The organism is Thermosporothrix sp. COM3 (assembly GCF_059696735.1).
Genome location: NZ_AP019376.1, coordinates 6,634,005 through 6,651,706, shown reverse-complemented (window position 1 = coordinate 6,651,706; position 17,702 = coordinate 6,634,005). Strand labels below are relative to the sequence as shown.

The 17,702-nt window shown below is 52.2% G+C and carries 14 protein-coding genes; 3 read left to right on the top strand and 11 right to left on the bottom strand.

The window, feature by feature from the left end; genetic code table 11:
- Positions 1-25: 25 nt before the first annotated feature.
- The 7 genes from KTH_RS28445 to ade all read right to left on the bottom strand — a co-directional run bounded on the left by KTH_RS28445 (position 26) and on the right by ade (position 9,783).
- Complete coding sequence (locus KTH_RS28445) at positions 26-577, bottom strand: ribonuclease FAU-1 family protein (RefSeq protein ID WP_170142431.1); 552 nt, start codon at positions 575-577, stop codon at positions 26-28.
- Between the two features lie 118 nt (positions 578-695).
- Entirely contained in the window at positions 696-2,024 is a 1,329-nt protein-coding gene (locus KTH_RS28440) for an ABC transporter substrate-binding protein (protein ID WP_111320441.1), read from the bottom strand.
- A 78-nt stretch (positions 2,025-2,102) separates the two neighbouring features.
- A complete protein-coding gene (locus KTH_RS28435; protein ID WP_246046357.1) occupies positions 2,103-2,903 on the bottom strand; it encodes a carbohydrate ABC transporter permease in 801 nt (266 codons plus the stop codon).
- 74 nt (positions 2,904-2,977) lie between these two features.
- Positions 2,978-3,928: a carbohydrate ABC transporter permease gene (locus KTH_RS28430; protein ID WP_170142430.1), complete on the bottom strand. Its 951-nt coding sequence runs from the start codon at positions 3,926-3,928 to the stop codon at positions 2,978-2,980.
- A 239-nt stretch (positions 3,929-4,167) separates the two neighbouring features.
- A complete protein-coding gene (locus KTH_RS28425) occupies positions 4,168-7,059 on the bottom strand; it encodes a molybdopterin-dependent oxidoreductase (RefSeq protein ID WP_497622251.1) in 2,892 nt (963 codons plus the stop codon).
- 16 nt (positions 7,060-7,075) lie between these two features.
- Positions 7,076-8,044, bottom strand: coding sequence for an FAD binding domain-containing protein (locus KTH_RS28420; protein ID WP_111320433.1), 969 nt, complete (start codon positions 8,042-8,044; stop codon positions 7,076-7,078).
- A 5-nt stretch (positions 8,045-8,049) separates the two neighbouring features.
- The gene (ade, locus tag KTH_RS28415; RefSeq protein WP_497622249.1) at positions 8,050-9,783 is read right to left on the bottom strand and encodes an adenine deaminase; all 1,734 of its coding nucleotides are present in this window, start codon (positions 9,781-9,783) and stop codon (positions 8,050-8,052) included.
- 397 nt (positions 9,784-10,180) lie between these two features.
- On the opposite strand from ade, the gene KTH_RS28410 reads away from it, so the two are divergent.
- Positions 10,181-10,381, top strand: a complete 201-nt coding sequence (locus KTH_RS28410; protein ID WP_497622247.1) for a hypothetical protein — start codon at positions 10,181-10,183, stop codon at positions 10,379-10,381.
- Between the two features lie 19 nt (positions 10,382-10,400).
- Entirely contained in the window at positions 10,401-11,369 is a 969-nt protein-coding gene (locus KTH_RS28405; RefSeq protein WP_497622245.1) for a uroporphyrinogen decarboxylase family protein, read from the top strand.
- 81 nt (positions 11,370-11,450) lie between these two features.
- Here KTH_RS28405 and KTH_RS28400 read toward each other — a convergent pair whose 3' ends face one another.
- The 3 genes from KTH_RS28400 to murJ form a co-directional block, all read right to left on the bottom strand.
- The gene (locus KTH_RS28400; protein WP_111320425.1) at positions 11,451-12,863 is read right to left on the bottom strand and encodes a putrescine aminotransferase; all 1,413 of its coding nucleotides are present in this window, start codon (positions 12,861-12,863) and stop codon (positions 11,451-11,453) included.
- Positions 12,864-13,497: 634 nt separating this feature from the next.
- Positions 13,498-13,788 (bottom strand): flagellar biosynthesis anti-sigma factor FlgM, encoded by a 291-nt coding sequence (locus KTH_RS28395; RefSeq protein ID WP_111320423.1) that lies wholly within the window; start codon positions 13,786-13,788, stop codon positions 13,498-13,500.
- Between the two features lie 308 nt (positions 13,789-14,096).
- Positions 14,097-15,671, bottom strand: a complete 1,575-nt coding sequence (murJ, locus tag KTH_RS28390) for a murein biosynthesis integral membrane protein MurJ (protein ID WP_497622243.1) — start codon at positions 15,669-15,671, stop codon at positions 14,097-14,099.
- 619 nt (positions 15,672-16,290) lie between these two features.
- Here murJ and KTH_RS28385 point away from each other — a divergent pair.
- On the top strand, positions 16,291-16,959 hold the full coding sequence (locus KTH_RS28385; RefSeq protein WP_211326068.1) for a M23 family metallopeptidase: 669 nt from the start codon (positions 16,291-16,293) through the stop codon (positions 16,957-16,959).
- A gap of 63 nt (positions 16,960-17,022) precedes the next feature.
- On the opposite strand, the gene KTH_RS28380 is transcribed toward KTH_RS28385, so the two are convergent.
- Positions 17,023-17,232 (bottom strand): KGG domain-containing protein, encoded by a 210-nt coding sequence (locus tag KTH_RS28380; protein ID WP_111320417.1) that lies wholly within the window; start codon positions 17,230-17,232, stop codon positions 17,023-17,025.
- Positions 17,233-17,702 lie beyond the last annotated feature (470 nt).

Below are 17,702 nucleotides of genomic sequence, written 5' to 3'. Positions count from 1 at the left end.
AGATATTCAGAAGGCAGAGGGCGGATCAGGAGGGCTCCTGAAGCAGGGGAAGAAGCTTCTCTATATCGTACTCGCATTCCCAGAGCAGAGGGAAACGATCATGCTCTATCGCCAGCATCAGGCTATGAGCCTCACGCCAGGCAAGCTCGTACTCCGTCGAGGTGATCTTACCACTATAAAGCGCCTCATCCAACTCATCAACATCCAGCAATGTTATCTTTCCTGAGGGCAGAATATCCAGATCAAGATAGAGATCCTCATAGCAGAGGCGGCCCTGCTCATTGCGATAATGACGCGCACAGATATCAATATACCAGCCAAGCACTTCACGCGAGGAATTAAAGAAGGTGGTTATCACATAACGGGAGCCGTGAGGGAAATGTTGCATCCAGTAATAGCCATTATCGGCACGACAGACGCGTTCACCATCCATCACGAAGTAGAGCGGCTCTACCACTTCATCGATCCGAAACAACGTAACCGTTCCATGAAAAACGGGTGTATGCAGTTCGGTCTCGGCATAGCATCTCTTTACCACGCGCTTCCAGTCTGTTCGATCGGGATACTTTATTTTCATGACCACACCTTTCGTTTTCCGGATAAACTCTTGCATTACAAGACGTCCAGGACAGGCAGAAAGTAACAAAAAAGGGGTATGTACCAGAAGCAGCACATACCCCGAAATCATCGTGTTTTTAGCCTTGAGAGAGGGCCGAAGAACACGCCTGTGACATCTTCTTCAACGCGTCTTCCGGTGAAGCTTGACCGGTCAGAGCGCTGGTGTAGTTGGTCGTGATTTCGGTACGACAGTCATCCCAGGCAGGCATGACCGAAGGCACAAAGCCATACGCCATTGAATCGGGGCCAGCTTTGCGATCAGGGTTCTGCTCGAAGTATTTCTTCAGCTCCGGGCTTTCGGCAGCCGACTTGCGCACAGGCATATAGCCGGTCTGCTGGACAAAGTAGGAGTTTGAAGCAGAGCTGACCAGGAATTTCATATAATCCCAGGCGGCATTTCTAGTGTCGTTATCCACTCCGGAGAACATTGCCAGATTGGTACCGAACAGCGAGGTAAAGTGTCCAGAAGGTCCGGAAGGCATCACAGCCTGATTCACTTTGAACTTTCCATCCACGGCCTTCTTCACAAACGGATAGCTTGCGACAGTACTAATCGCAAAGGCCGCTTTCCCGGAAGCGAAGTCGTTCTGCCAGTTGTACTGCTTGGTTACATGAACGGCGCCACTCTTGACGAGCGGAGCAAAGTTTTTCAGCGCCTGCAAAGAGGCCTTCGCGTTGGGCTCATCACCGAACACCGCTTTTGTGCCATCAGACGAGGTGAAGTCACCGCCACCAAACGCCTTATACAGAATGCTCCAATCGTCAACGCTCGGTGTCAGCGAAAGACCCCAGCGGGAGCCATCGGACTTCGTCAGCTTCTGGATCGCAGCATTCAGTTCGTCAAACGTCTGAGGAACAGCGATACCCTCTTTCTTGAGCATATCTTCGTTGTAGTACAGTACAATCACGCTCTTGTTGAAGGGCAGCATGTACTGTTCACCCTCAAGTTCGCCATCCTTGAGCAGCACAGGATAGAAGTCGTTCAATTCGTCCTTTGAAAAGCCGTTCTTTCCTTCGATGTAGGGCTTCAAAGATGCCAGAGCATCGGACTGCTTATATTTCATCGCCCAGCTCTCGTAGACCTGCGCCATAGCAGGAGGCTTGCCATCAGAAATCGCGCCATTCAGCTTGGTGCGCAAGGTATCATACGAGTCAAAGGCCTGAAGTTTGATGGTGACGTTCGGATTCTTCTCCATATACTGCTTTGTCAGCGTCTCAAGAGCAGTCTTGTTTGTGCTGGTAGCGAAAGCTTCCCAGAACTCAACAGTGTACTTCTTATCCTTATCAAGAACGCCAGGGGTGTCGCCCGCACTGTTATCAGCAGTGGAGGAGCCACCACCACAAGCGCTTAAAATAAGCAATGAGAGCAACGCAAAAACGGTAATCCGTAACCAGTTACGACGCATTGTCACGCGTGTCCTTTCCCAAAGAAAGAAAATAAAAATGTCTATTTTCACCGGCCACTCCGAGGAGTGACGGGTTACTCACCCTTTCACACTACCGGCAGAGATCCCCTCAATAAACTGCTTCTGCGCAATCAGGAAAATAACCAGAATAGGCAGAGTCGTAAAAGAGGCAGCGGCAGCAAGACCAGTAGGATCGGTTCCCTCAGCCGTGATAAACGAGCGCAAACCGACTTCTACAGGCCGGAACAGATCCGAGTTCGTGACCAGATACGGCCACAGAAACGAATTCCAGCTCGCAATAAAAACCTGAAGCGCGATGACGACCAGTGCCGGGCGTGCCAGAGGAGCCGCGACCCGCCAGAGGAAGCCGAAGCGCGTACAGCCATCAATCTGGGCAGCCTCCCAGAGTGAAGGCGGTAAAGATAAAAAGAACTGACGTAACAGAAAGATTCCTGAAATGCTGACGCCAAAGGGAACAAACTGCGCCTGATAAGTATCCATCCAGTTCAAAGCGGAAACAATCAGATAGTTCGGAATCAGCATAGCCTCGCTCGGAATCATGATCAGGGCCAGAATCAGCATAAAGAGAACTTTTCGCCCCTTAAACTTCATGGTCCCGAAGGCATATCCTGCCAGCAAGGTCGTCGTTAAGGTCAGCAAAATACTGCAAATGACGACAATGATACTGTTTAAAAAGTATCGTCCCCACGGTGCTTGCGTCCAGGCACGCACATAGTTCATCCATTCCCAGTCGGGCAAGATATGCGGCACAACATCAAAAGCGCTGCGGTTCGTCAAAAGCGATGTGACAAAAATATAGTACAGCGGAAAGACAGAGCAAAGCGCAGCGATCAGCACAACAGCATAAGACAATATCAAACGTATTGTAGAAGCTTTTATGCGCCTTTCTGGCTTGGCTCGGGTAAGAGAGGCAGACATCACGGACTCCTGAATTAATCCACGGCATCCCGGCGATTCAGCGCGAACTGGGCCACCGAAATAGTAAAGACCAACAAGAAAATCACCACAGAGATCGCAGAGCCCATACCAGCCTGAGCTGTTGTACCAAAGGCTTTCGAGAAGAGATACAGGCCAAGCGTGCGCCCGGCATTGCCAGCCCCACCATTTGGGCCAACGAGCAGGAACACGGGCTGAAACATCTTAAACGCCTCTATCGTACTCAGAAGCAGGACAACCACTGTTACAGGCTTCAACATCGGCCAGGTGATATGGCGAAAAACCTGCCAGATGTTTGCCCCGTCCACTTTTGCTGCCTCTGAAAGTTCGGCGGACACATTCGTTAACCCGGCCATGAAAAGTACGACATTAAAGCCCAGTGATTTCCAGGTGGTATACAAAATAATCGAGGGCAAAATCCAATGAGGATCGCCTAACCAGTCGATTGGTTGCAGGTGGAACCATTTCAAGACTCCGTTGAAGAGGCCGTGATAATTATCAAACATCCAGAGCCAGATAGTCGTTGTGGCAACCATTGGCATAATATACGGCGCGAAGATTGCCAGCCGCCAGAAGGCTTTTGCCCGAATTCCTGACATCAGCATAATAGCCAGGAAAAGCGAGAGAAAAAGCTGGATCGGCACCGAAAATACAACATACAGAACCGTCACCTGTAAGGATTGCCAGAAATTAGGATCGCGAAAAAGCACTTCATAATTTCCTAATCCGGCAAAGGGCTGTGCAGTATGACGCAGGAAGTTCCATTTGAAGAGGCTAATTACAAATACGAAGATAGTAGGAGTATACGAGAACACTCCGAGGATCACAAAAGCGGGCAGTAAATAGAGATATGCTTGACCACTTGTGATCCACCGTTTCAGTCGAGACTTCCAGGGAAGGGGTTTCTGCTCCTGACCGGAAACAGAAACGGTAAGCTCGCCGTCCATTAAGCTCTCCATAGACACAATCAAATAACCAAAGACCATGATAATGATAGCACGTTAACTCTGGGTAATCAATTTGCAAAAAGTTTGTTAACAGTAGCGTGCCAGAACTAGTATTATTGTAACAACCGCCAGTAAATCCGAAGAGCAAGCCAGTGAGCCAATTCGATAGCCAGTCCGACGCAGACACAAAAAAAGCGAGAGGAGACCTTGATCTCCTCTCGAACTGATACCCTTTTTTCCTAAGTCGTCTGCTTAACCTCTTGCGCCTGTCCAGCAGCATGGAAAGCACGCAACACCCGTTCTGGCGTTAGCGGAAGTTGTACCAATGGGGTGCCCATTGCATCCGCGAGCGCGTTTGCAATGGCCGGAGCCATTCCATGAAAACCAATGCCATTGATATTTTTGGCTCCCGACAATCCATTTGTTGCATAGGACTCCACAAGATGCACCTCCAGCGGAAAGACATCCAGCGCGGTTGGCAAGTGATACTGTCCAGATTGGGTCAGGCGAGGCTGCCCCTTCTGATCGTAAGACAGTTCCTCTGACAGGGTCCAGTGAATCGCCTGGAGCGCATCGCCCTGAATCTGGGCCTCAGCGAGCAACGGATTGATAACTCGTCCGATATCAACCGCCGAAACGGCCTGAAGTAAACGAACAGCGCCTGTTTCTGTATCCACTTCCAGCTCAACCCCTTGAGCCACGAAGGAGACCGGAATCTGTCCCATTTTCCATGAGGCGCTGGTCATGAGCTGGCGATTCTCCACATAGAGAGCGTAACCCGCGATCTGTTCAACCGTCAGAGTCCGTCCGGTGGGAGCCGAGATGACACCGGAGGCCAATTTGAGCGACTCCGGCATAACACCAAGCATCCGGCCCGCCATTGTCAGAATCTGCCGCCGCATCTGCTCTGCGGCCCGCTTGACCGCACCACCACCCAGATAGAAGGCCGAGGCCGCACTTTCTCCCAGAGAAGCGGGTGTGGTTGCAGTATCCGCCGTGTGGATCAATACATGATCCATTGGCACGCCAATCGTTTCAGCAATGACCTGCATCAGGGCCGTTTCGGTATGAACATCACCGCTACCGATGCCCACAAAGACATCAAAGGAGCCATCTTCGTTCAATTTGACCATCGCTCCAGCAGCGCCAGGCAACAGGTGCGACGCCCCGAGCATGGAAAGCGCGATGCCAACTCCCCGGCGTGTGCGCCCATTGCTGAAGACGCCGCGCTTTGTGTGCCATTGCAGCTTCTCCAGAACCAGTTGCACGCATTCAGGCAACGCCTCACCTTCCACCTGGAACGTAAGCGGATCTTTGCCTCGCACCGAGGTTCGAGCAAGCGGATACTCTTCACCCGCCTGTATCCAGTTTCGCCGCCGCAATTCAACAGGATCAAGGCGCAAACGGCGGGCAATCTCATCCATATGGCATTCAAGAGCAAAGATTTCCTGAGGGACGCCATAGCCCTGCAACGGGGCAGCAGGCGGCAAATTGGTGTATAACACCTGCGCGACATACCGCATATTGGGGCAGGGATAAAGCGCCAGCGTCTCAGAAGGCACATTCTGTTGAGCGGCCAGCGGATGAGAGGCATAGGCCCCGGTCGAGGTTAATAAGATCATCTGATTGGCAAGCAAGGTGCCATCCTGCTTAACACCCGACTTCAGCCGCACAATATACTGTTGCCGCACAGAAGAGCTCTGGAACGCGCTCGCACGAGGATATGAAAGCATCACAGGCCGCTGCGTTGCCAACGCCAGCAGACCGCTCAATCCCTCCAGGCCGAGCGCCTGTCTGACACCATACCCCCCACCGACCGACTGACCGATCACGCGAATACGGCGTACGGGCAGGCCCAATGTACGGGAAAGCATTCGCCGCACATGATGAGGAGATTCGGTATTAGAACGCACAACCAGCATGCCATCTTCATCAAGATAAGCCAGCGAGTGCAGCATATCCAGCGGGGCCGTGTGTACCAGAGGCACGACATATTCGCCCTCAACGATCAGATCGGCTTCCGCAAATCCCTGCTCGACATTGCCAGCATCGGCACGAACCTGTGCCGCCACATTGCGAGAGGCATCTGCAATTCCCTTTGCATCGGACTCGGCATGAATACGGGGAGCATTTTCCTGAAGTGCCTGCCGGGTATCGAGGATCGCGGGCAGCACCTCATAGTCCACCTCTATCAGCTTGAGCGCCTGTTCTGCAAGTTCTGGCGTCTCGGCCACCACGACAGCCACCTTGTCACCGACATAGCGTACCACCTCATCAAGCAAAAATTGATCCAGCGGCCCCGGATCAAGCAGCGGGCGCTCAGCCACCGAGTAGGGGACACGGGGCACATCCTTATAGGTCAAAACCGCGTACACACCTGAGAGCGCTCTTGCCTCGGAAGTATCAATTGCTCTGATGCGGGCATGAGCATGCGGACTGGTCAAAACACGCGCGTAGAGCATCCCCGGAATATGAGTATCCGCTACAAAAGCGGCTTTCCCGGCAACGAAGCGGGTTGCGGTCCGTGTGGGCATGGATTTTCCGACGATCTCGGGCGGCTTCTCTCGCATAGCCGAGGCAGTTAAAACCGGCATCTTGGTGGTATTGCCGGTCTCGATACCCTGGACCACTCCATGCTGTAACGCATCGGGCACATCATCCCCGCGCAAAAGAGCGGCCGCGCGCAACACCGCCTGCACGATCTTATCATAACTGACGCAACGGCACAAATTACCCGAAAGCGCCTCACGGACGTCTGCTTCTTCAGGTGAGGGGTTCTTCTGTAAGAGCGCAGACGCTGAGAGCAACATTCCAGAGGTACAGAAACCACAACGGATCGCGCCAACATCAAGGAAAGCCTGCTGCAAAGGGTGCAGGCCAGTGCTGGCAGGAGTCGGGGCAGATAACTCCTCAATGGTCGAGATTGTACACCCGCCCGCCTGGGCAGCCAGCATCGTACAGGCAGGACGCGGTACCCCATCAATCAGGACAGTGCAGGCTCCACACGCGCCGGTCTCGCAACCACGCCGCACGCTGTAATAGCCCTCACGACGCAACATGTCCAGCAGCGTTTCATTGGTCGCCACATCGACACTGATGACAACCCCATTGATACGTAGTTCAAGTTCCATCTTCGCTTACAATCCCTTATTTATCGGTACCGGATGCAACAATGCTTCGCCAATGGGCGACATTAAAAGCCTCTTCAAGGGCGCGTTGACCCAGGCTCATCGCGACAACACGGCGATATCCATTGCTGGCCCGAAAATCGGAAGGAGGCCGGAAGAATGAGAGACAATGCCGTACAACAGCCTGTATACGCTCACTATCCGGCGGTTGGGCAGCAACCTGGCCTTCAAACATCTGCTCCAGCGCGCGAATGCGCACCGGCTCCATATTCACGCCCCCAAACACCAACCGCACGCGCTTATAGCGTCCCTCCTCAATCTCAACCAGGGCAGAAGCATTTAACAGGGCAACATCTGTAGGCGTACTGCTGATACGCTGAAAAGAAGTACCGCACCCTATCACGGGACGCGGCATCACCACTTCAATAATCAATTCGTTGGGACGTCGTTCTAGCTCAAAGGTAGCAGCCGCAAGCCGCCGCTCCTGCTTTCCCTTGAAAACCACGCCTGAAAGCGGAAGCCCGGAACGCTGAAACGAGCCACCGGTCAGATTTAACTCCGTTTTTGAGCCCGAGCGCACCACAGCCTCGGCATCGAAGGCAACCAGGACAGGGAGCAAATCAGCCTGAGCTGCCAGACCAGCTCCGAGCGTTCCCCCGACCGTCGCACTGTTGCGAATCAAGTGGGAGGGTGCGGAAGCCTGGGCCGCCGCAGCAAGCACTTCCATACCACGCTGTTTCATGACAGGAGACTCTAACAGCGCCTGTAGAGTAGTCATTGCGCCCAGATGCACCGTACGCTCTTTTTCCTGGATATAGGACAGACCCAAATCGCGCAAATCGACAACAGCTTGAATACTATCATCATCCTGATTCAGTAAATAGGTGCCTCCGGCCAGAGGCACTGTTTTCACATCCAACCGCCCGAGAAGCAAAAGCGCGTCATCGAGATGCTCTGCCCAATGATATTCAACTAGCCTCAATAGCATGGACGTTACCTTTGTAGCGGGAGCACCGAAAATGTTTCAACATCGATCAAGCCTTGATCCGTCAGCTTGAGTGAGGGGATGACCGAGAGAGAAAGGAAGCTCAGTGTCATACAGGGATGTTCCGGCACACAGCCATACGCCGCCGCCACTTCATCCAGCGCTCGCAGTTGTGCCACAAGCTTACTTGCAGGCAGCGGAGAAACCAGCCCACCGAGCGGTAGCGGCACAGCAGCACGAATCTCTCCATCCACTACGAAAACAAAGCCACCTCCCATCGCTTCAAGTGCCTTCGCCGCCGCGAGCATATCACGATCATTGGTGCCAGCAATCACCAGATTATGAGCATCGTGGGCTACACTGGAACCAAGCGCACCCTGTTTCAACCCGAAGCCTTGTACCAGCCCCAGACCCACGCGACCCGTCGCATGATGACGCTCGATCACCGCGAGTTTGAGTAGATCGCGCTCTGGATCAGCCACAATCAGCCCATCCCGCAGCGGCGCATCCAGCTTTATATGCTGTGTCACAATCTGATCTGGCTCAATACCAATCACCGCAACCTCTCCCGGCTTTCCGGGAAGCTGGAACGAGGACTCCTCCAGCGCTCCAATCCTGATCGTGTTCACCTCATCGAGAGGCGTATCAAGCGGCGTCAGTTCCTGAACCAGACGGCCCTGTTGCGCGACAAGCTCACCGGCTTTATAGACAGATTCTACCTCGAAGCGCTGTAGATCATCCAGTACCACCAGATCAGCAATAAATCCCGGAGCAATCGCACCCCGATCATACAACCGGAAGTACTGCGCAGTATTATACGTTGCCAGACGAATCGCTTCCACCGGCTCGAGCCCGAGCTCAATGGCTCGACGCACCATAGAATCGATATGTCCCCGCGTCATCAAATCCAGCGGGTCACGATCATCCGTCACAAAAAAGACACGAGGAGGATGCAGTTCCTTGACCAGCGGCAGGAGGGCATCAAGGTTCCGGGCAGCCGAGCCCTCGCGAATCATCAACCACATTCCCAGACGAATACGCTCACGAGCCTCTTCAACAGTTGTACACTCATGATCTGACATCACACCAGCCGTCGCATAAGCACAGAGGTCACGCCCCCGCAATCCCGGAGCATGTCCATCCACCACCAAACCCTTCTCACATATCATAGCGATCTTCTCTAAGACCTGCTCATCGCACTGCAACACCCCCGGCATATTCATCATCTCAGCCAGACCAAGCACATTCTTCTCCTGCAATAGGGGCTGCAAGTCCTGCGCAGATAACGGATGATAAGGACTCTCAAAAGCAGATGCAGGAACACACGATGAAAGCAGCACATAGCAGCTAAGAGGCAGATCACGCCCGGAAGTCAGGACATAGCGAATCCCCTCAATACCAAGCACATTCGCGTATTCGTGTGGATCAAGCATGACCGTTGTCACCCCACGCGGGACCACTATCCGTGCAAACTCCGGCAGGGTCAGCATGGTGCTTTCAATATGCATATGCCCGTCCATTAGCCCGGGAACTAACCAGCGTCCCTCAAGATCCCGCACCACATTTCCCTGATAACCGGAGCCCGGCTGGCCTACCCCTACAACATACCCATCAGCAAGCGCGACATCGGCAAGGTATATCTCCCCGCTACACACGTTTACCACATTTGCATTGCGCAAGACAATGTCCGCGGGAAGCTCACCCCGTGCGATCCGAATGCGTCGCCCTAACATATCATCCATCGCGCTCCTCATTCTCTCCCTCTCATAATTACACCAGATTTCCTATGATGAAAGCTTTTAGCAGATTGTAGCACATATGTCAGAGTATATATAATTCTCATCAATATAATCACCCTTCTTGGTACCCCTGGCAAATCAACCTTGACAGAAAGCGCTTTACGCACGGAAACGCATAAATCCTCTGCACTCTCCTGAAACAGAAAATATCCTGCTTCAGCTTACACGCCGGATCTTCCCTTTTACCAGCACGAAAACCAAACCGAGCCCTTCGCCTTTACGTATTATTGATAGAGAGGGAGTATAACATTTCTCCTCACCGGTAAAAGAGGGAGGCAACAGCAGAAGACGCCCGAAAGGGATTAGCGCTCTCATTGCGCTCTATAGAAAGGATCTCTTCATGAGTAACTCAGCAACAGCGGCGCTCAAAGTTGCGGCATTACTGGGAGGTGCCGCACTGGGGGCATTTCTTGCCCGCTGGTTCGATCATTTTCTGACCACCCAGGTTGAAAAGAGCGTTGAGTATCAACCTCAAAGCTATGAACTCGGGCTTGCCCCACTGGAGCCCACCCAACCAACTGAAAACGATCAATCACAATAACAACAGGGAGGGAACCGTCATGGGAGAACACATGACACCTCGTGAACGGGTCAGTGCAGCGTTGAAGGGAGAACCTGTCGATCGGGTGCCTCTCTGCTTCTGGCATCATTTCAACCCTGAAGGGTCGGGCGAACGGCTCGCCGAGCAGACACTGCATTTCTTTCACGACACCTTTCACCTGGATATCATCAAAATTATGCCCGATATTCCCTATCCAGGACCGGAGCAGCCATTTCTAGAAGCGCGGCAAATACGCTTCTTGCCGCGGCTCGACGTCGACACAACTCCCGAGTTTCAGCAGCAGCTTCTCTGCATTCGGAAGATCCGGGCCGAGGTCGGCCCGGACTACCCCATCATCCTGACCCTTTTCAGTCCGCTTACCTATCTGATGTTCTTCTTCGGCCCACCCCATGCCCGTACGATCAACATTGCACGCAGTGATCCACAGGTCTTTGAGGAAGGTCTTGGCACGCTGGCGGCAAATCTCCGTAAGCTGATGGAGGCCGCTATTGATGCGGGGGCGGATGGCATTTTCTATTCCTGCATGGGCGCAACCACCGCTGACTTTACACTCGACGAGTATAAAGAGCTCGGCTGGCGCTATGACCTGCAAGCTCTGCGAGGAGCAGAGAAAGGCTGGCTGAACATTGCCCATATACACGCCGATCCCCAACAAAGCAGCGATCAAATCTACTTTGAGTTCTTTGACCGCTATCCAGTACAGGCCCTGAGTTGGAGCGATCGTCTAACCGGACCAAGCCTGAGCGAGGCGCTGACACTGACCGATAAATGTCTGATGGGTGGGCTCTTTGAGCGCGGACCGATCACGCAAGGAGGCGAAACTGAGATCACAAACGAGATCATGGCCGCGATCACTCAAACCAAAGGGCGACGCCTGATCCTTGCAAACGGATGCTCTGTTCCCGATGACACGCCAGAGCGCTGGCTACAATTCGCACGCTCCCAGGTTGATTCCCTTCAGCATTAATCCACTGCGACCACAAAAGCAAGCAGGCACCGGAAGCAGATATTCCGGTGCCACTTTTTTTCTGGTATACGATCAAATTGTTTAGCCCGCCACAGCCACATCTTTTACCGCGACAAGCGCATCAGTGTTTCGCTCACCGGCGCGTGCCACACGCAATGAACGCAGGGTATCATCAAGCCTATCAAGCACCGTATCAATCTCATCACGGGTAATCACCAGCGGAGGCTCAACACGAATTACCCGCGCGTTATTCATCGTGCCGGAAATGAGGACGCCACGCTTAAAGAGGCCCGCTGAAATGGCGTAGCCAATCTCATCATCCTTAAAATGCATGCCCAGAAGCAGCCCCTTGCCAGTAATATCTTCAAAGAAATCACTGTATTGTGTGGCGAGCTTACGGAGCTGTGCGAGCAGGTATTCGCCTTTTGTCGCAGCCTGTTCCGCGACCCGTTCTCGCAGCGAAACATGGATAGCGGCAATAGCGGCCGCACAGGCCAGCGGATTTCCTCCGGTTGTAGTGGTATGAATAAACGGATTCTCGTTGAGCACCTGCCAGATTTCCGGCTTTGCCATAAAGGCACCTACGGGCATGACACCGCCACCCAGAGCCTTCGCAGAGGTCATGATATCAGGAACCACGTTCCAGTGTTCTACCCCCCACATCTTCCCGGTACGCCCCATGCCGGTCTGTACCTCATCAGCGATCAGCAAGACCTGATAGGCATCACAGATCTGACGCAAGCGGGGCCAGAAGTCATCCGGTGGCACAATCGCGCCCGCCTCGCCTTGAATCGGCTCCATCACCACCGCCGCAATGTCATTCCCGACTTCCCGGGCAATGCGCAATTGCATCTCAACAGCCTCGGCATCTCCATACGGCACATGATAGATGTCAGGATGAAGCGGAAGCGGCGGTCGGCGATATAACGCCTTTCCAGTCAGCGCCAGTGAACCAGTTGTTTTCCCATGAAAGCCCCGAACTGCCGCAATAAAGCCGCTCTTTCCGGTATAGAGCTTGGCAAGCTTCATTGCGCCCTCCACAGCCTCCGTCCCACTGCTTACAAAGAAGCTATACTGAATATCCCCCGGGGTAATCTCGGCCAGCAAATGGGCCAGCATGCCGCGAAGTGGGTCGAGCAATTCCTGCGAGGGGAGCGGACTCTTCGCCGCCTGTGTTTGAACGGCCCTTACGACTTCAGGATGAGCCCAACCCAGATTGAAGAGCCCATAGCCACCAAGACAATCGATAAAGGTACGTCCGAGCGCGTCTTTAAAAGTAGCACCGCGTCCGGTCCACTCCACAGCAGCATAATCGCCCGCCTCGGTTACCGATTTACGATAGTCGATAAAGCCACTGTTAAAGTAGTTCGTAAAGTTATCAACCGTCTTTTCAATCAGCCATTGGGCCTCAGTCGGGCTCAATTGCGGTTTTAAGACAACATCCAGGTACCGCTGCGAATCGTGAAGGGCCTGTGGTAAACCATCACCACGCATAAAAATCCTTTCTGTTCGTGCGAGTATCCGCAAGCCATTCCACCCCGTCCCGCACCACCGGTACAATGACCGCACATGGCATCACATCGTGCTGGATGCACCCATGTTCAAAAAAGGGTCACTTGTGGATATGGCATGATGTTCGGCATAGAGATCAACAGATTCTACTGCCGAAATAGTCGTCCATGCATCTAAAAAGATGATATTTGAAGATGGCGGAAACAGCGTACAGGCGCCTTCCCGTTCTTCAGGATGCATAGAAACGATAAAGAGAAGAGGCATTCCGTGAGCACGGAAACCCACAAAGAGGTCAGGGATAACAGGTGGACAGATGGAAGCCGCAGAAATCGTGGAATCTTGCTATGTAGCGACCTTTTCGTTTAGAGGAAAAATCTTTCTTGCGCATAACACACCGTTTCTTTAAGCGAAACTTCTCGCGTTTGCTCCTATATTTTCAGTATAGCCTATCTCCAAAAAGAAAGCAAGGGAAGAAGCGGGATAGCAGGCAGGCTCACAACAAACAGGCGGTGCTTTTTCAACGCCACAAAAAAAACCGGGGAAGAACATGTCTCAGCTCTTCCCCGGCGCATACCCCGCTCATCCCTCTATGGGAGGAGTCACACTCTCATCTCTCTCACTCTAGCGCAACGGCTTTGTCTAATCCGAGCAGCTTCCAATCAGTGGAAGAACGAAAGATGGAAAGTGCTATAGCACGGCTATCTATTTGATAGGTTCCCGCTTCAACCTGCGCCTTTATCTCAGCTACACGTTCCAGACGCTGCTGCTCATCCCTTTGCGTACGCAAACGCATCTCAACGGCTGCAATTCGCTCACCTTTTGAGCTGAACGGCTCTTTCCTCCTCGACGTCGAATAGCCTCTTTCAGGCTGATTCTCCTGTTGGTTGCGCAGTACGTTCGGTTCCATACGTCTTGCTTTTCTTCTGACAGGTGATACCAGCACAAACCTGTCAGTTCCTTTCTATTTAAGATGAGAGCTAACCCTTACTGGCAAAAGCGATCAGGGGTAGCACCTCAATCATATCCACTTCCAGTACTCCCAGATCTCACAAGTCAACTGCTTTCCCCTTCGCATCCATATACGTTGTTCTCTGATACCCCTGATCTTTTAAACAGTATACGAGCAGAGTCATACCACTTACAGTGCAAATTGTCCCTGATTTGCTACCGGGAAGTCCAGGGCCAAAGGTCCTGAGTCTGCTCTACCTCTACCGCTCATACTTTTCCCGCCAGAGAGGCTCGCCGCTGCAACAGACGCACCATCCCTTTATCTTGTTTGACATAGCGCTTCAAACGGAACCAGAGGAGCAAGAACAGCACAATTGCTTCAATAGTCGACGAAAGCGCATAAGCAAGCGGTATTGATATAATAACATACTCTCCTGGCAGGAAACGCAGTAGTAGAATCATCATAGAAATACGTGCAATCAGGTTAATGGTGTTTGTCAACAGCGGCGTGTGCGCATCCTTCAAGGCAAAAAAACCACGCGAAAGCATATCACCCGCCGTCGTCCCTGGAATACCAACCAGATAGCCAAGCAAAGCGAGATAAGTCAGGTGGCTTGAGTGCACCGTAAATTCACCATGCTGAAAGAGAAGCCGAATCAATGGAAGCCCGATCACGCCAAGCCCAATCGCAGCCGGAACTGTCAGCAGAATTGAGATCCCCATGACCTTCGCCGCCATCTGCCGCATCCGGACAAAGCGGCCTGCCGTCGCATGAACGGTCAGATGGGGCAACAACGCCTGCCCGATTGTCTGTGAGATCAGGGCAAAAGGCACCGCTTGCAACATATCAGCATTGTGAATTGCCGAGAGACTGGCGGCATCTGGCAAATAGAGCGATGTAAAACGTGTCTCGACAATCAGAGCGATATAGACGACACCGATTGAGAGCGAATTGGGCCCAAGCAATCGAATGACCTGCCAGAGCCCCGGGTGACGCAGATTCCAGGCAAAGGTATAGCGTCCTCCCTGCTTGAGCAGCGCGGGAATCTGGACAATTACCTGAAGTGCCGAGGCCACCAGAACGCCATAGGTCGGCCCATAAATACCCAGCTCCGGCACCACCTTTGTAGCAAGCAATCCACCAATAATACCTATGTTATAGATAGCAATAGAGAGCGCGGGCAAAAGGAATTGCCTCTTGCTATTTAAGACGGCGGTCACAATAGTGCCCAGTGCCAGAATCAACGGCTGAAACAGCATAATGCGCGTCAATGAGGTTGTCAGTTCACGCTCCGACGCGGCATATCCCGGAATTAAGATATGATCAACAAACGCGGGTGTCAGAAACTCTGCCACAATCACAACTACTGTGAGGGCAACCAGCATCACATTAAAGACCAGACTGGAGAGTCTCCAGGCCTCCTGTGCGCCTTTCTCCCGATCATATGCCAGAAAGACCGGAATAAAAGCATGCACTAACGCTCCCCCGGAAATCAGGTTGAACAGTGTTTCAGGCAAACGGTTGGCGGCATAAAATGCATTGGCCTCGGGTCCTGTGCCGAAAAAGGCATTAAAAATGCTCTGGCGCACCACCCCTAACCCTTTTGAGGCAATGATAGCGAGGATCAGCAGCACAGAGGCTTCAAGAATACTGAAACGCCGAACAGAAAATCCTTCAGAAAACCGAAATTTATGCAGATTAAAGCGGAAGATACGACCACCCCAGATCTTCGGCTGCCACACCTTGCGTTCAGGTTGATCAGGAGAAGGAGCAGGTTGAGCGTTCGCGCTTCCATCCTGGCATTCAACTTCCTTTGATGATTGCGTATGCTTGATAGTCATGATCTCCTCAGGTAAGAGAAACAAATACGCCTACTTCAGCATTTGAAAATTTTCAGAAGCCTGTTTTTTAGAGAAGAAGAACATTTTTCCAGTAATAGAATCAGCACAGACAGTCGTATTGTAAAGAGAGCAAGGGTGATATGGACTGCAAGACACTCCACTCACACCCCTTCAACTCTCTTGCGATTTATGTACAATCCATCCAACTATTCAATTGCTGTGGTTATGTTGTATCAGTTTAGTATATCGAAAAGGCACTGTCAATCAATCTGACTCATTTGCCATCCTCATTTTCTCCCATCCCGGGCGGTCCTTCTTTTCCGCCACTCCCTCACCCAAAATTCCTTATTCGAGCTATTGAACCGAGAAAGACTGACATTTTTCGTATACTGAAAGGAAAGAGTGGAAATTATGGTAGTGTGGAGGCATTCGTATGCTCTCATCTTCAGATGATGATTTCTCACGAAGGATAGAGTCACACCCATTCAGCCCGCGAATCGCCCTGCCAGCGAAATCGGTACCTCTACCCTTCCGGTATCTCAGGCTCCAGCGGAGAGAGCAGCAGATCACGATCCCCCCGGAGCAAACACATCCGCAGAGAAGCACCAGCCAGCGTTCTATGAGACTGCTTCCACTTTTCTGTCTCCTGTTCATTCTGCTCCTGTCGCTGGTCTTTCCGTTCCAGCTCGCATCAGAGCAGAACGGGACCTCAGTTGCTCCATCAACATCTATCAATATTTCCCATACCACGCAGCATCCCGCAACCGTCTATCTAAAACCCACGATCACGCCTGCTATGGTCACAAAACAGGGAGCCTGCAATATGCCTGTACTTGGTCTATGGGGTGTCTGTGCGACACAAGTTCCGGCTGGAGGCGTGAAGGGCACCGGTACCCTTATCAACCCGCTCCCGGGTTCCCGGATCACGCAGCTCTATGGGCTCCCGGAATTCCAGCATTGGTGTTACTGTATCAGCCCCCACACAGGCCTTGACCTCGCAGCCCCCCCGCATACACCCGTGCTGGCGGCTGATAGTGGTCAGGTGCTTTGGAGTGGCTGGGATTGGTCGGGGCTTGGTTGGGCCGTCAAAATAGATCACGGTAATTATGTTGCAACTGTCTATGGTCATATGGAGCGGGTGATTGTCCAGGCAGGACAGAACGTGCAGCAAGGAGAGGTGATCGGTTATGAGGGAAGTACCGGAGATTCGACCGGGCCCCATCTGCATTTTATGGTGGTGCTCAACAATACCTGGCAGGATCCTTTACCCTACATCAGTCAGTTCTGACAACAAGAGAAGAGGCCGCGCGTACTGGCACGACCTCTTCTCGTTTTTTGCATGTTGTTACGCTTATGCTTGTGCCTGAGTGTTACTATACTTTGAGCGGCGACGACTGATTGATCCACCCTTACGCCCTGCCGCCTGTGCCTCTTCACTCGTCCATTTATGAGCAGTTCCCAGTGCATGGGCTGCCCTGCCGCCCTTGCTGGCAATCTCGCGTTTCTTTTCAGGACTCATTGAAGCAAAACCGCGACCGCGACCTTTCTGAGGTGTCTGCATTGATCCTTCTCCTCTTCGATTCTAGCGACTTCTGACCTAACGAGAGCACTTCAGTTGTTAGAGTCGAAAAGTATATTCCACTCCGACCCTTCTCCAGATGATCTCTTCCTGCATATCAAGATAGGGGGAAGAGACAAACGGTTGTGTATCTCGTATATAGGTATCACGGCCTATATTCAAAATCGGATACAGTAGAGATGCTTCCCTACAATCTCATACTGTTTATCCATTCACCCCTGCATTTCATTTCTTCTCGAAAAAAATGCTGTAGGAGTGCAAAGCAAGACTCAGGTTCAAGATATACCTGATAGCAGATACGCAAGAAGTATTGCCATCTTCCAGCCCTGCTAGCAAACAAACATGCTTTTCTTTTTCAAGTACAGAATCCATCATCTGGATAAAAGAGTGTGCTCACTCTTCTAACAGAATAACAGCATAGATCAGAGATGGACAAGATATGCCAGAAAAGT